The organism is Rhodothermus bifroesti (genome assembly GCF_017908595.1).
GTDB lineage: Bacteria > Bacteroidota > Rhodothermia > Rhodothermales > Rhodothermaceae > Rhodothermus > Rhodothermus bifroesti.
The window spans coordinates 25,396-38,652 of the sequence record NZ_JAGKTL010000005.1 but is presented as its reverse complement, the minus strand read 5'-3'; the positions used below and the strand labels follow the sequence as shown (position 1 = coordinate 38,652).

Here is a 13,257-nt window from a genome sequence, read left to right as displayed (position 1 = left end):
TAAAGGCTAGCGGGCTTTGTACCGCGTACGGGATTCGAACCCGTGTCACCAGCGTGAGAGGCTGGCGTCCTAGACCCCTAGACGAACGCGGCACATTTACAGGTGCCAAACCAAACGCCTGAAGCAATTTGAGGGTTTCGGTTAATAAATTCTTTGCGGAGAAGCTCAAGGCGGATCTAATTACCAAACGCGCGGTTGCAGCGGTAATTCGGTTTTGTTCTGCACCATTTCAAAAAGGATCACGTTCATGCATGCTGTACGTTGTTTGCGCACGGGCCGACTGCTGCTGCCCGCGCTGTGGGGGTTAGCCCTTTTGTTGCTTTTAGGCTGCCGCGCCCAAGACACCGAAGCCAACGCAAAGGAAGACGACCGTACCTACCGGGTCGGCACGCCCGTAGCCGATTCCAGCGTAGCAGCCGTAGTCAGTTCGGAGTACGGCTCCGATACGCTGACCGCTGAAGCATTTCGGCAGCAATTGGCCTTCATTTTGCAGCGCTACCCGCAAATTCAAATGAACCCAGCCCTGCTGCCCGAGGTGCACAAAAGCATCGTGGAAGATTTTATTGTGCGCCACGTTGTGGATGGGGAGATTGCTCGCCAGGGCATTCAAGCCGATCCAGCAACTGTTGAGCAAGAGCTCGAGCAGATTCGCAGCCGTTTTCCTAGTCCAGAGGTCTTTCAGCAGGCACTGGCTCAGGATGGCTTGACAGAAGACTCGCTTCGCGGCATGCTGGCCCAAATGATCCGTCAGCGTACGTTTCGGGAGCAAATCGAAGCTAAGGCGACTCCGCCATCGGACAAAGAGGTCGAAGACTTTCGCCAGCAGCAAGCCGAGCAGGTGCACGTCCAGCACATTCTGTTTCGGCTCAATGCAGGCGCTTCAGAAGAGGAAGCTACGGCGGTGCGGAATCGCGCTCAGGCGGTGCTCGACAGCATCCGTGCTGGTGCTGACTTTGGCGAAATGGCCCGCCGCCATAGCGAAGATGGCAGCGCCCAGGAAGGCGGAGATCTGGGCTTCATTCGCCGTGGGGAAACCGTCGAGGCCTTTGAAGAAGCTGCCTTTGCATTGGCTAAGCCGGGTGATATCACGGCCGAGCCCGTACGTACCCAATTTGGCTATCACCTGATTCGCCTTGTGGAGCGTCGGAAAGATGACTCGCTGATGGACGCAGCCGAAGCGCGCGAGCAGCTCACCGAGCAGCGCAAGCAGGAAACCGTACAAAAGACCCTTGAAGACCTCCTGCGCAAAGCTACGGTTCGGATTAATCCGTCCATTGTGCAGGCAAAGCTGTAACGACTTCGATCGCAAAGACCGCAAGCGGGCCGGCAGTTGCCGGCCCGCTTGCTTAAGTTTCCTGGCGAATCATTTGCACATGCGGGATGCCGGCTTCCATGAAACGGTAGCCGGTAGCATGAAAACCCAACTGCTCGTAGAAAGACTCCAGATGGGCCTGCGCATGCAGCAAAAACGTCGTAAATCCGGCCCGTCGTGCATCTGCCACAACATAGGCTACCAGCGCCTTTCCGTAACCCCGCCCGCGATAAGCGGGCAGGACGGCAAAGCGCTCTAGCTTGGCTACCAAACGCTCCTGAAAAGGCACCACACGCCAACGCGCCGTAGCCACAGGCACGTCTCCTACCCAACCCAGTACATGCCGACTGACCTCATCTAACCCATCTCGCTCTTCTTCCGGCGGGCAGTGCTGCTCCTGAATGAAAACCACTTCGCGGATGGCCCAGGCCTGTGCCATTTCCGCCTCACTTTGCACTGGATGAATGCGAAATTGCTCGTCCATGGCTACAGCAGTTCTAGCAGCGTCCGAATACGCGCTTGACTTCCCGGCATGGTTTCCAACCCATAGGCGCCCTCTTCGTAGAGGTAGACAGCAAAGTTTGAGGGGCGTACCGCCGCCAAACGTTCCGCTTGGGCCACTGCAACAAGGGTATCACCGCGACCATGATGCCACTGGCCAAGGGGAAGTCGATCCGCAAAATACACCGGAGAACGGCGCAACAAAGCCAAGCGAGCTTCTCCCAACGAGCGTTGCTTGGCCTTTAACGGTTCCAGCACGTGTCGGCCAAAAGCCTGCCATCCAGGGAGCGGTGCATATTTCCCTTGAAGGGCTGCTTCAATGCGCTGCTGCACAAACGCACCGAAAAAATCCGTCAGTCCCGAAGCACCAATCACCATCCGAATGCGCGTATCCCGCAACGCCATGAGCAACGCCACCGTAGCGCCCCGACCCACACCGAGTACCCCAATACGCGACGGGTTGGCAGCAGCTACATGCGCAAGCACGGCATTCAGTAATGCTAGCCCATCCTCCACATCCCCCTCCCAGGGATTCACTTCTCCCTCACTGGCAAAGACCAGGCCCTGATAGGTCAACGCCTCTCCTCGAAAAGCAGGAATGACCAGCACAAAGCGCGTCAGGTCTAGGCTTGCTACAAGCGGCCAAAGGTCTGCTTCCAGATTGGCGCCTTGATCGCCATCGTGCGCCCATACCAACACAGGCCGACTGCCTGCAGGTGCGCCCTCGGGCACCAAAACGGCCCCAATGTGGCGCTGTCCTTCGACCGTGTGCGCCAAAAAACGTAGCGTCACGGCCGTACTATCGAGCACCAAACGGTGCACGCGCAATTTCTTGCACATTACGCGCCGCAACGTCCCGCGTAGCCCACGCCGCCAGAACCGCTTGCCGCTCCGCTTCCGTCGGTGGCATAAAAAGCAAATCCAGGTCTACCCCGGCTACAACCCGTTCTTCTTCTATTTTCCAGTTCGTGGATACTTCACCACAGGCACCAAGACTCAAGCTTAAAACAATCAGTATCCCCACCGGTAGGCGCATTACACCCCCTTTTTTTGACCCCGTCCAACGCCCTAGGCGGATAAGCTGCAGCATAAAGTACTTAATTGATTTTTCACAAAGAGGCTCTATAAATTACTTTAGATTTTGTCTAAATTAGGTCATATAAATTATACCCTTCCTGTTTGGCAGCCAGGTGGGTTGTATGAGCGTACCGTAGCGGCGGAGCTGTTGTGCAACGGCTCCGCCGCTGCATTAGGCCCTTTACGAAACTCCCTCTCCGGGCTTCCGTTTCAAGAGGTTGATTTGGTGGTGTGGCCCTATGCAGCAGCGACCGATATATTTGGACTACAACGCGACGACGCCTGTTGATCCGCAGGTGCTGGAGCGGATGCTGCCCTATTTTACGGAGCGCTTTGGTAATCCAGCTAGCAAAGGTCATCGCTATGGTCTGGAGGCTGAAGCAGCCGTTGAGGCCGCACGTGAGCAAGTAGCCGCGTTACTAGGGGCTGAACCGGAAAATGTGATTTTCACCAGTGGCGCGACCGAAGCGCTCAATCTGGCCATTAAAGGTGTAGCCGAAGCCTCGATTCATCGTGGGCGCCATCTGGTTACGGTGCAGACCGAGCATCGAGCGGTGCTAGAAGCCTGCCGGAGGCTAGAGCAGCGTGGCTGGGAGGTTACCTATCTGCCTGTCGATGCTGAAGGGCGGCTGGATCTAGCAGCGCTTGAGGCGGCATTGCGACCCGAGACGGTACTGCTGTGCGTCATGTGGGCCAACAACGAAACGGGCGTGTTGCATCCCATCCCCGAGATAGCCCGGCTTGCACGCGCACACGGGGTACCGCTACTGGTCGACGCTACGCAGGCGGTAGGGAAAATTCCTGTGCAGGTAGCTGGCATTGATCTTTTGGCTTGCTCAGCGCATAAGTTCTACGGCCCTAAAGGCGTGGGGGTGCTGTACGTCCGGCGTCGGCCAGAGCTTCGGCTGCTGCCGTTGATTGATGGTGGGGGACATGAACAAGGCCTACGTAGCGGTACATTGAACGTGCCGGGTATTGTGGGCATGGGGGCTGCTGCGCTGCGGGCAGCCGAAGTCATGGCAGCGGAAATGCCTCGTTTACAGGCGTTGCGTGATCGCTTAGAGCAAGGTTTGCGCACTGCGCTGCCGGGCGTCCGCGTCAACGGAGCGGGGGCGCCACGCCTGCCCCAAACCAGCAGTATTACGCTGGAAGGCGTGCGTGCCGATCGCTTGCTTGCCAGCGTACGTACACTGGCACTTTCGGCTGGAAGTGCCTGCGGCTCAGGCCGCGGTAAGCCCAGCCATGTGCTTCGGGCTATGGGCCGCAGCGATACCGAAGCGCAAGCGACGCTACGTATCAGCCTGGGACGCTTTACCACAGAAGCCGATATTGACTATGCATTGACCGAGCTGATTGCTGCGGTAGAACGCTTGCGCCGCAGCACCGCAGTGACCTTTGCTTGAGATGCACACAGCCATGGAACCGATCCTTAATCGCGTAGCCCAAAGCGACATTGTGGTATATAACCTGGAAGCCCTCTGGGATGACAAGCCCATTGTTGAGCTAGACCTAGCTCCTTTTTTAGTGGAAGGGTTGGTGCTGCGTGAAAAAGCCTTTCGCCAGCAAGTGCAAGCGCACGACTGGTCGCAGTACGCGGACTGTCACGTTGCCCTTTACTGCTCTACAGATGCGATTCTGCCTATTTGGGCCTACATGCTTGTGGCTACCAAGCTGCAAGGCATCGCACGTTCGGTTACGGTAGGGCGCCGTGACGCGTTGCTGCGGGACTACTTTGCGCGGGCCCTTGCACGTGAAGATTGGTCCCGTTACAAGGATCGTATTGTGGTTGTCAAAGGCTGTGCAAGCAAGCTGGTTCCTCCCAGTGCCTACGTATTGGCAGTCCAGTACTTACAAACCGTAGCACGTAAACTGATGTACGGCGAGCCCTGCTCGTCGGTCCCGCTCTGGCGCCGGCCGGAGCCTCGTTCAGATGCCCAAGCCCGGGCTGTAGGTCCAGCATTTCCGAAATCTGCAGACTGAGGCCTCGCTGCACGTAATCTATGCGAGCGCAGCGCGTGCAGACGTCTCGCTACCGCCGCTTGCTCCCCGTGGTGTTTTTCTTTGGCGGGGTCACCTGGGATGCCCTCACGCTACGCCGCATTGATGCCTTAGCAGATAACCTGATCTTGCTAAGTTATTTCCTAGTTTTAGGTGTTGCGCTTTTTCTTGCTGTACTCACGACCTACGGTCGGCTGCGCGCAGCTTGGCTTTTGCGCTACCGCGATTATTTTCCTGCTGTGCTCCAGTTCCTTTTTGGTGCACTTTTTAGCGCGTACGTGGTGTTTTACTTTCAGAGCACGGCAGCACCTACCCACTGGCTATTTTTTGCAGGGCTTGTAGGCTTACTTGTAGCCAATGAATTCATGCATCGGCGCCTGCTAGGGGTGTATGTGTTGCTTGGGCTCTACACGCTATGCAGCTTTACCTTTTTCGTGTTTTTTGTGCCGGTCGTACTGCGCCGCATAAGTGACCTGGTGTTTGGACTTTCAAGCGCACTGAGCCTGCTGCCCGTCATGCTGCTTGTGGTTCTTTTTTATCGCCAGGGGATTGTACCCAAAGGGCAAAGCATAAAATTGGCTCTAGCTGCAGCGGCAATTGTTCTCGGGCTTGGGGTGCTTTATGTGCTGAATTGGATTCCGCCGGTGCCGTTAGCCTTACGCGAAGGGGGCGTATATCATCACGTTCGGCGCGAAAATGCTGTTTACGTGCTTCACTATGAACCCGCTCCTTGGTATCGCTTCTGGCAACGCGTTAGTCCCCGTTTTCACTACGTGGAAGGAGATACGGTTTTCTGCTTTGCTTCGGTCTTTGCACCTACGCAGCTGCGCACAGGCGTGCGGCACGTGTGGCAGCGTTATGACGAAGCGCGGCAGCGGTGGGTTACGCAGGACGAAATTGCCTATGCTGTGGTAGGAGGACGTGATGGGGGATACCGCGGCTATACGTTTAAGCGCCAGGTGCAACCAGGCCGCTGGCGGATTGAAGTGCGCACTGAACACGGCCGCCTGCTAGGCCGCATTGCGTTTGAACTGGTTCCGGCAACTGTGCGTCCCCCATTACGGGTGCGGCAGGTCGCTTAGTTGACGAAAGCGCGCTTGAGCTCACTCCACGAAGGCATTTCTCCTTGCTGGCGGTCCGTCCATCGGGTAAGTGCCCAAAGGCCGTTTGCTTGCTGCGTAATTTCCCAGATGAGCCGTCCTGCCACAAGGGTAGGTGCATCAGGACGCGTGTGGGGCACGGTAAGCTGATAGGTAGCTTCCAGCACGTAGCGCGTTGGGTTTTCAAAGCGACGCGTAGGTGCGCTAAGCTGCAACTGCGGCACGGCCAAAGGCGTAAGGGCGGCTACCAGCGCACTGAAGTATTGCTCTTCGGCCGAACGCCCCCACCCTACCCATAAAGCCGGATCGCGGGTTTCCGCACTGGCTGTTGGCACAAACGTAAAATCTTCGGCCAGAGAACGAACGTAGTTTCCTGCATTGCGCTCAGCGATCGCTGCTTGAAGGTTTTCCACGACGCGTTCAGGCGTATCGGGCTGCAGGAAGGTGCCCCCTTCTTGCATGGGTGGTTCTGGGGGACGGGGAGCAAACAAATCACACCCCAGCAGTCCTACAAGCAGCCACAGCCCGACGTATTTAAGCAGGTTTGCGCGCATAAAGGATCAAGCGGGGGCTTTCGGGCGTGAAGGGGCGGCCTTCGTAATCCCCTAGGATGTTTTGGATCTCCAGTCCAGCCTGAACATAAAGACGCTGGAAGTCTTCCAAGCGCAGCAGTCGTACTGATTCACAGAACACCGTCTCTGTTTCCTTGTGCCGCAAGCGGATGCGCTTGTTGACGCGGCCGTTTTCCAACCAGCGCTCTTGCGTGATTTCGATTCCATCGCAGGTGAAATGATCTGAAGGAACGAGATAGCGGGCAAGGTAATCCGCATTAAAAAAATCCTGCACCAACCATCCACCCGAACGCAACGCCTGGGCCATAGCCTGCAACGCACGCAAATGATCCGCCTCCTCTTCAAAAAAACCAAAAGCCGTAAACAGGTTGACCACCCCATCGAAACAGCCGGTGCAAAACGGCTGGCGCATGTCGTGCAGTACAAATTGGATTTTCAAGCCTTCTGCTTCGGCACGTTCTCGGGCTAGCTGGAGCGCGCGTTCAGCCACATCGATCCCGGTCACGCGATAACCCCGTCGGGCAAGAGCGCGGGCATGACGACCGCGTCCGCAACCAACATCGAGGATGGTGCACGCTGGCTCAGGGTGCACGACCTGTTCAATCAGCGCTACCACACGCTCGGCTTCCTGATCGTCGCGATGGCGGTAAACCAGCTCGTACGCCTCGTGATTAAACCAGTCGTGGTACCAGGCCATGCTTCAAGCGACCGCTTCCAGGTAAGGCGCCAGAACGTCTTCGACAGCGCGTACGTCTTTAAACCACGTCAGTACCCGTTGCAGCACTGCTTCAAGCAAAGCATCGGGGCAAGAAGCGCCGGCAGTCAGCACAATATCGATAGGTCGATGAGCAGGAAGCCAGCCTTCGCTTTCCTGAACCGTTTGCGTCCTAAGATCAAAGTACCGGATGCGATCGGGGGAAAGCAGCTCTTCAGGACCTTTGATGAAGTAGGTGGGCATGCGTTCAGCGCATAGCTCTACCAAGTGGCTGGTGTTCGAGGAGTTGTAGCCGCCCACCACGAGCGCCAAGTCCCCTCCAGCATCGATGAGCGTACGCGTGGCTTGCTGGTTTTCGTGCGTGGCATAGCAGAGGGTGTCGCTGGTATCGGCAAAGTGCTCGTGTACGTTTTCAGCGCCATAGCGATCGATCATGGCCTGACGCAGCAGCTCGGCAATGGCTTGCGTTTCGGTAGCCAGCATGGTGGTCTGATTGACCACGCCGATGCGTACCAAGTCGCGCGTTGGGTCAAAGCCTTCGGAGTAGCGGTCGCGAAAATGCTCGTAGAAAAACGCCGCGTCGGCCTCTCCCCGAATCACCCGTGCCAGATTGGCGGCTTCTTGGAGATCGCGCACGACCACAACGGGCGCCTCGCGAGCAGCACGGGCAAACGTGGCGCGCGTCTCCTCATGATAGCGTTTCCCGTGAATAACAACGGTGTAGCCGCGCTGGCCGAGTTGGCTACTGCGTTTCCAAACCTTTTCAACAAAAGGACACGTAGTGTCATACCGGTGTACGTCTACGCCACGTGACGCCAATTCGGCCTCGATCTCGGGTGTGGTGCCAAAAGCCGGGATGATCACAATATCTTCGGGCCGCAAGACGTCCCAAGGAATCAACTGCTCACCCCGCGTCGTGCGCAAAAAACGCACGCCACGTTGTTCTAAATCGCTGTTTACATGGGGGTTATGAATCATTTCTGAGAGGAGGAAAACGCGTCGGCCTGGGTTTTCCTCAAGGGCCCGATAGGCGATCTCTACGGCCTGCTCTACGCCATAACAGAAGCCAAAATGCCGGGCTAGCTTGAAGCGCACCGGCCCAAAGTCCAGCACTGTGGGCGAAAAATCTTTCTTGCGTGGATCCTGAAGGCGGCGGGCTTCTTTGACGCGCGAGATGATCGGGCTTTTATAAAAGATGGGAATGTCAAACTGCCGAGGCATAGCTATTGCGGTTGCGGTCGCGCGTGTTTTGCTCTAACGCTTCGGCTGCAGCTTCGGTTCAATTTACAAGCGTTGACTGATGCGCGGTAGCACCTCGTTCATCCAGCTTTGATAGCGATTTTCCAAGATAGCCTGCCGCGCTGCACGCATCAGCCACAGGTAGAAGCTCAGGTTTTGCAGCGTAGCGATCTGCAACCCAAGGATCTCGCCGGCCTGAAACAGGTGTCGTAGGTAGGCTTTGGTAAACGTTTGCGACACGTAACCCTCCAGGCCAGGGTCAATCGGGGAGAAGTCCATTTGCCACTTACGGTTGCGGATGTTGAGGATGCCTTCGGTCGTAAAGAGCATTCCATTACGGCCGTTGCGCGTAGGCAATACGCAATCGAACAGGTCAATACCTCGCGCGATGTTTTCCAGCAGGTTAGCTGGCGTGCCTACGCCCATGAGGTAACGTGGGCGATCAAGAGGCAGCAGTTCGGTAACGATCTCGACCATTTCGTACATCACCTCAGCGGGTTCTCCCACGGAAAGGCCCCCGATTGCATAGCCAGGAAAGTCCATCTCAACCAGTGCTTGGGCTGAAGCCCGCCGTAAGGCAGGAAAAACGCCGCCCTGTACGATACCAAAAAGGGCTTGTGGATAGCCGTAAAGCGGTTCGGTTGCGCTAAAGCGCTGTTGGCTGCGCGCGGCCCATCGCAGCGTCAGCTCGTGTGCCCGACGTGCAGCCTCTAACGAGACATCGGCAGGCGGGCATTCGTCGAGCACCATCATGATATCCGCCCCGATGATGCGCTGAAAGTCGATCACGTTTTCAGGGGTAAACAGGTGTCGAGAACCGTCGAGATGGCTTTGAAACACGACCCCCTCATCAGAAAGCTTGCGCAGTGGCGCCAGTGAAAAAACTTGGTATCCTCCCGAATCGGTCAGAATAGGTCCATCCCAGCCCATGAACCGATGTAGGCCGCCTGCCTGGCGGAGCACCTCAAGCCCAGGCCGTAGGTAGAGGTGGTAGGTGTTGCCTAGGATGATCTGTGCGCCAATGTCTTGGCGCAGTTCGCGCGGGCCGAGGGTTTTTACGCTACCCACGGTACCCACTGGCATAAACATAGGGGTTTCGACCGTGCCGTGCGGCGTCTCGAGCCGTCCGGCCCGTGCGCGCGTTGCCGTATCGACACGTTCTAGCACAAACCGCATCGCCCTCCCTATAAAACTGCGGCGCCGTTCCACGCTGGCCTAACCTCTTAGGATCCAAAAAAGCTGCAGTTTTACCGGCTTTCTTCAAGCGGTATCGGCGCTATGCAAATGCGCGGCATAGCTAAGTAACGTTGCACGAAACGCTTCATCGATCGAGGTTCGCAGCGCGCGTTGCAGCCGTGGTAAGGCCAGCTTAGGGTTCCAGCACGAGGGTTGCCGGCACAGATAAGCACCGCGACCGCTTTTTTTCTGCTCAGCGTCCAATGCTACCCGACCATCGGGCTGGCGTACAATGCGCACAAGGGCGGACTTAGGCTGCTGCGTGCGACATACCACGCATCGCCGCAGCGGGACGTGCCGCTTAGCCATCGGTTACTGTCGTTTCCGAAACAGTTTGCGCCTGCTGCACCGCTGCACGATAGCTCTGATAAAAACCGACCAGTACAGCTGTCGTGGGCACGGCAACAAGCAACCCCAGCGCTCCTAAAAAATACCCGAACACAAACAGGGAAAGCAAAATCAGTACAGGATGCAAACCCACTTGGTAGCTCAGAATGTTCGGCGAAAGCACGCTCGCTTCTAGTAATCCCTGCCCCAGCAATACCGCCGTTACCAAAACGGCATCCAAGAGCGGCGGATCGCCAAAAAGCAGTGCAACAGCCACAGCAATAATGTTGGTCAGCACTGCGCCCAGGTTCGGGATCAAGTTTAATATCCCAGCAAGTAGCCCAATCAGCAGCGCAAACGGAAAGTTCAGAAGCAGTAAGGCTACAGATACGTTCACTGCACCAATCGCACTAATCAACAGCTGGCCCCGCAAGTAATTGCCCACCACCGTGCTGGCATGGACAAGGTAGTCCTTGCGACCGTTATGCTGCGGAAACAGGCCAATCAACGCATCGCGCAATTTGGGATAATCCTTAAGGGTATAAAAAAGCAGCACCGGGAAGGTGGCAATCATCGTAATGGCGCCTACCACCGACCCTAACGACTGTGCCAACGTCGTGAGCAAGTCTGGCAGATTTCCAGTGAGCTTTTGCAGTTGTTGTTCGATAAAAGTTGTGAGCTGTTGCAAGATGGCCTGTCGGTCCACAGGCAACACTTCTGCTAACCGATCCATCCAGGGACTTTCGTAAAGCCAGCGTCGCAGGTAGCGCATGCTGTCGAGCAACTGCTGCAAGAGCGTAACCAGCTGTGAGAGAATCGAGGGGACCAAAAGCAGCGCAATGGCGACTACGATGCCGATAACCCCAGCGGTTACTGCCAAGGCCGAAACCCATCGCGGCACGTGAAGTCGCCGGGCCAGCCAGTCGACAGCCGGGTTGCTTAAATAGGCCAACAGGTACGCAATCACAAAGGGCAGCAGCACCCACTGCAACTGGCTCAGGAGCCAGAACAGCAGCAAAAAGCCCCCAGAAAACATGAGCGCCCGCACAGCCCGCTGCGTGCGTAGCGGCCAAAGCAAAATCACAGCAGCTATAGCAATCAGCAGCGGGTGCAGTACGGCTTGCAGCGTGTAGAGCAGCGCGAGGAACAAGGCCAACCCTCCTCCCAATAGGAGGACTTCCAGGGCGCTTAGGCGGGGGTCTTGAGAAGGATGGGACATAGCGGCGTAACTTATGGAACATCTGCTAGGGAATCGATCCGGGCCTCTAGCGCCTTTAGGCGGGCCTCACGTGCCTGCAACGCTTGCTCCCAAGCCTGCAGCTCGCGCATGCGAGCCTCAAGCTGACGGTAGGATTGCTCAATAGCCCGCTCGCGCACCTCGAACGGTGCCTGCTCCATGTACCCCCGCTCTTCAAAATAGCGTCGAAACAACCAGTTGTGCTTGGCGGCTTCCATCAGCTCTGCAAAGCGATAAGCTCCCAAGGTGCCCCAATGCGCTGCATTCTCAATGGCCCCTGTAATGGCCCGCAAGTCGGTAGCAACCATACGTAGCGTATCGACAGTAGCCAGCAGCTGCACGTAAAGTGCCGGATCATTGAGCAGCCGCGCCAGGCTGCCATCCCCTTGATCGATCTTTTCCAGAATCGACTTCACACCCTGCGTAGCCTCGTCGGCCAGCGCTACGAGCGCTTCGGCGTTATTGGCCAAGTTGTTAAGCACGCGTCGCGTTTCACTCGTTGTGGCCACAAATTCGTTATAGAGCGCCGGATCGTAGATCAGCTTACCCAAGGTGCCCTGGCCAGCCTGCACGTCGTGCATGATTTGCCGGAAAGCTTCGGCTGCCTGCTCAAAGGTTTGCACCGAAGCCAGTGCCCGGTCGGTGATTTCAAACAGGTCAAACGGATCCACGCCAACAATCAGATCGCCTTCTACTACCGGCTCCCCATCCACACCAGCTGGATTGACCAGCACAACAATCTGCTGGCCAACCAGCCCTTCGCTTTTAATTTGGGCCTGCGTGCGCCTGTGAATGACGCGCCGCGCTGTTTCTTTGATGGCCATCGTCACTTCGATCTGTCCGCCAGGGGCAAGGGGCAACTGCACCGATTCGACCCGGCCAACATTTACGCCTTGAAACTGCACCGGTGCACCAGGCACCAGTCCAGCTACCCGGTTGAAGCGAGCGCGCAGCAAAAACGTATCGCTGAGCAGAAACGACCGGTTCGCAATCGTAAACAGGACCAATACAAACAAGGCCACACCAGCCAATGCCAGTAAACCTACCCGAAATTCCCGCGACATAGACCAGACCAATATTTATCGATTGAATCCGTCAATTTCCGAAGAAGTTGCGCAGCGCCGGGTGATCGGCCTTACGCAATTCCTCGAAAGTGCCGCTTAAAAGAATGCGGCCTTCATGCAAAAAATGGGCACGATCGGCAATGATCTCAGCGCACAGCAGGTCGTGTGTGATGGTAACCGACGTAATGCTTCGTTCCTCGCGTAGCCGCACAATAAGCTCAGAAACCGCGCGCACCGAAGCCGGATCGAGCCCCGTGGTCGGTTCATCGTAAAGGAGCACCTTGGGCTCCAGGATCATAGCGCGTGCCAAAGCGATGCGTTTACGCTGCCCACCTGAGAGTTCGGCTGGATACTGCGTGACTGTATGGCGCAAGCCAACCCAATCGAGCATCTCTAAAATGCGGTCGCGACGCTCAGCTCGGCTAAGCTTAGTGTGGCGCTCGAGCAAAAAATCAAGGTTTTCGTAGACGGTCATGGAGTCAAAAAGAGCTCCACTCTGGAACAAATAGCCAATCGAAAGGCGCAGCTGGTCAAGCGCCTCCGCTTCAAGCTGATCAACCCGCTGCCCCAACACCCAAACTTCGCCTTGATCGGGCACTAAAAGCCGCACCAGATGCTTCAGCAAGACGCTTTTGCCGCTCCCAGAGCTGCCCATAACCACCACCGATTGCCCCGGCGCAACCTCTAGCGTTACGCCACGCAGCACTTCTCGCACACCAAAACGCTTGTAGACTGCCCGCAAGCATACCACAGGCTCAGGCACTCCAGACGATACAAGCGACCTATCCATGATTTTTCGCGCTGCTCAAAAAAAAATAACGGTCAGTGAGCGGCTTTGCTGCAATGCCCATGCAGCGTGTGCTTGCCCCGTAACCTCGA

The 13,257-nt window shown here is 56.7% G+C and carries 15 protein-coding genes and 1 tRNA gene; 4 read left to right on the top strand and 12 right to left on the bottom strand.

The window, feature by feature from the left end:
- Positions 1–19: 19 nt before the first annotated feature.
- A tRNA-Glu gene (locus J8E65_RS11170) sits at positions 20–92 on the bottom strand.
- A gap of 155 nt (positions 93–247) precedes the next feature.
- On the opposite strand from J8E65_RS11170, the gene J8E65_RS11165 reads away from it, so the two are divergent.
- Positions 248–1,294: a peptidylprolyl isomerase gene (locus J8E65_RS11165; RefSeq protein WP_210376083.1), complete on the top strand. Its 1,047-nt coding sequence runs from the start codon at positions 248–250 to the stop codon at positions 1,292–1,294.
- Positions 1,295–1,346: 52 nt separating this feature from the next.
- Here the strand turns inward: J8E65_RS11165 and J8E65_RS11160 are convergent, their stop codons facing one another.
- The 3 genes from J8E65_RS11160 to J8E65_RS12490 are packed head-to-tail and all read right to left on the bottom strand — an operon-like array spanning position 1,347 to position 2,903.
- Positions 1,347–1,796 carry a GNAT family N-acetyltransferase gene (locus J8E65_RS11160; RefSeq protein WP_210376081.1) on the bottom strand — a complete coding sequence of 150 codons (450 nt, stop codon included), beginning with the start codon at positions 1,794–1,796 and terminating at the stop codon, positions 1,347–1,349.
- A 2-nt stretch (positions 1,797–1,798) separates the two neighbouring features.
- Positions 1,799–2,635 carry an alpha/beta hydrolase family protein gene (locus J8E65_RS11155; RefSeq protein ID WP_237181965.1) on the bottom strand — a complete coding sequence of 279 codons (837 nt, stop codon included), beginning with the start codon at positions 2,633–2,635 and terminating at the stop codon, positions 1,799–1,801.
- Positions 2,613–2,903, bottom strand: a complete 291-nt coding sequence (locus J8E65_RS12490) for a hypothetical protein (RefSeq protein WP_237181964.1) — start codon at positions 2,901–2,903, stop codon at positions 2,613–2,615. Before J8E65_RS12490 ends, J8E65_RS11155 begins: the two co-directional genes overlap by 23 nt.
- 226 nt (positions 2,904–3,129) lie before the next feature.
- Between J8E65_RS12490 and J8E65_RS11150 the strand changes: the two genes are divergently transcribed.
- The 3 genes from J8E65_RS11150 to J8E65_RS11140 are packed head-to-tail and all read left to right on the top strand — an operon-like array spanning position 3,130 to position 5,970.
- Positions 3,130–4,293 (top strand): cysteine desulfurase family protein, encoded by a 1,164-nt coding sequence (locus J8E65_RS11150; protein WP_210376079.1) that lies wholly within the window; start codon positions 3,130–3,132, stop codon positions 4,291–4,293.
- A 13-nt stretch (positions 4,294–4,306) separates the two neighbouring features.
- Positions 4,307–4,870, top strand: a complete 564-nt coding sequence (locus J8E65_RS11145) for a DUF2480 family protein (protein ID WP_210376076.1) — start codon at positions 4,307–4,309, stop codon at positions 4,868–4,870.
- A 20-nt stretch (positions 4,871–4,890) separates the two neighbouring features.
- Complete coding sequence (locus J8E65_RS11140) at positions 4,891–5,970, top strand: DUF2914 domain-containing protein (protein WP_210376071.1); 1,080 nt, start codon at positions 4,891–4,893, stop codon at positions 5,968–5,970.
- Here the strand turns inward: J8E65_RS11140 and J8E65_RS11135 are convergent.
- The 8 genes from J8E65_RS11135 to J8E65_RS11100 all read right to left on the bottom strand — a co-directional run bounded on the left by J8E65_RS11135 (position 5,967) and on the right by J8E65_RS11100 (position 13,168).
- Positions 5,967–6,542 (bottom strand): hypothetical protein, encoded by a 576-nt coding sequence (locus tag J8E65_RS11135; protein ID WP_210376069.1) that lies wholly within the window; start codon positions 6,540–6,542, stop codon positions 5,967–5,969. The two genes, J8E65_RS11140 and J8E65_RS11135, sit on opposite strands and share 4 nt — an antisense overlap.
- Complete coding sequence (locus J8E65_RS11130) at positions 6,523–7,257, bottom strand: class I SAM-dependent methyltransferase (protein WP_210376068.1); 735 nt, start codon at positions 7,255–7,257, stop codon at positions 6,523–6,525. Before J8E65_RS11130 ends, J8E65_RS11135 begins: the two co-directional genes overlap by 20 nt.
- Before the next feature lie 3 nt (positions 7,258–7,260).
- On the bottom strand, positions 7,261–8,496 hold the full coding sequence (locus J8E65_RS11125) for a 4-hydroxy-3-methylbut-2-enyl diphosphate reductase (protein ID WP_210376066.1): 1,236 nt from the start codon (positions 8,494–8,496) through the stop codon (positions 7,261–7,263).
- A 63-nt stretch (positions 8,497–8,559) separates the two neighbouring features.
- Positions 8,560–9,690 (bottom strand): tRNA guanosine(34) transglycosylase Tgt, encoded by a 1,131-nt coding sequence (gene tgt / locus J8E65_RS11120; RefSeq protein WP_210376064.1) that lies wholly within the window; start codon positions 9,688–9,690, stop codon positions 8,560–8,562.
- 84 nt (positions 9,691–9,774) lie between these two features.
- Positions 9,775–10,059 (bottom strand): RNase P modulator RnpM, encoded by a 285-nt coding sequence (rnpM, locus tag J8E65_RS11115; RefSeq protein WP_210376062.1) that lies wholly within the window; start codon positions 10,057–10,059, stop codon positions 9,775–9,777.
- Positions 10,052–11,296 carry an AI-2E family transporter gene (locus J8E65_RS11110; protein WP_210376059.1) on the bottom strand — a complete coding sequence of 415 codons (1,245 nt, stop codon included), beginning with the start codon at positions 11,294–11,296 and terminating at the stop codon, positions 10,052–10,054. The genes rnpM and J8E65_RS11110 overlap by 8 nt, the downstream gene beginning before the upstream one ends.
- Before the next feature lie 11 nt (positions 11,297–11,307).
- Entirely contained in the window at positions 11,308–12,378 is a 1,071-nt protein-coding gene (locus J8E65_RS11105; RefSeq protein WP_210376056.1) for an MlaD family protein, read from the bottom strand.
- Between the two features lie 31 nt (positions 12,379–12,409).
- Complete coding sequence (locus tag J8E65_RS11100) at positions 12,410–13,168, bottom strand: ABC transporter ATP-binding protein (RefSeq protein WP_210376053.1); 759 nt, start codon at positions 13,166–13,168, stop codon at positions 12,410–12,412.
- Positions 13,169–13,257 lie beyond the last annotated feature (89 nt).

Bases quoted from the DNA above. Each gene is read 5' to 3' on its own strand.
- J8E65_RS11165 (WP_210376083.1), top strand. From the start codon at position 248: ATGCATGCTGTACGTTGTTTGCGCACGGGCCGACTGCTGCTGCCCGCG.
- J8E65_RS11160 (WP_210376081.1), bottom strand. From the start codon at position 1,796: ATGGACGAGCAATTTCGCATTCATCCAGTGCAAAGTGAGGCGGAAATG.
- J8E65_RS12490 (WP_237181964.1), bottom strand. From the start codon at position 2,903: ATGCTGCAGCTTATCCGCCTAGGGCGTTGGACGGGGTCAAAAAAAGGG.
- J8E65_RS11150 (WP_210376079.1), top strand. From the start codon at position 3,130: ATGCAGCAGCGACCGATATATTTGGACTACAACGCGACGACGCCTGTT.
- J8E65_RS11145 (WP_210376076.1), top strand. From the start codon at position 4,307: ATGGAACCGATCCTTAATCGCGTAGCCCAAAGCGACATTGTGGTATAT.
- J8E65_RS11140 (WP_210376071.1), top strand. From the start codon at position 4,891: ATGCGAGCGCAGCGCGTGCAGACGTCTCGCTACCGCCGCTTGCTCCCC.
- J8E65_RS11135 (WP_210376069.1), bottom strand. From the start codon at position 6,542: ATGCGCGCAAACCTGCTTAAATACGTCGGGCTGTGGCTGCTTGTAGGA.
- J8E65_RS11130 (WP_210376068.1), bottom strand. From the start codon at position 7,257: ATGGCCTGGTACCACGACTGGTTTAATCACGAGGCGTACGAGCTGGTT.
- J8E65_RS11125 (WP_210376066.1), bottom strand. From the start codon at position 8,496: ATGCCTCGGCAGTTTGACATTCCCATCTTTTATAAAAGCCCGATCATC.
- tgt (WP_210376064.1), bottom strand. From the start codon at position 9,690: ATGCGGTTTGTGCTAGAACGTGTCGATACGGCAACGCGCGCACGGGCC.
- rnpM (WP_210376062.1), bottom strand. From the start codon at position 10,059: ATGGCTAAGCGGCACGTCCCGCTGCGGCGATGCGTGGTATGTCGCACG.
- J8E65_RS11110 (WP_210376059.1), bottom strand. From the start codon at position 11,296: ATGTCCCATCCTTCTCAAGACCCCCGCCTAAGCGCCCTGGAAGTCCTC.
- J8E65_RS11105 (WP_210376056.1), bottom strand. From the start codon at position 12,378: ATGTCGCGGGAATTTCGGGTAGGTTTACTGGCATTGGCTGGTGTGGCC.
- J8E65_RS11100 (WP_210376053.1), bottom strand. From the start codon at position 13,168: ATGGATAGGTCGCTTGTATCGTCTGGAGTGCCTGAGCCTGTGGTATGC.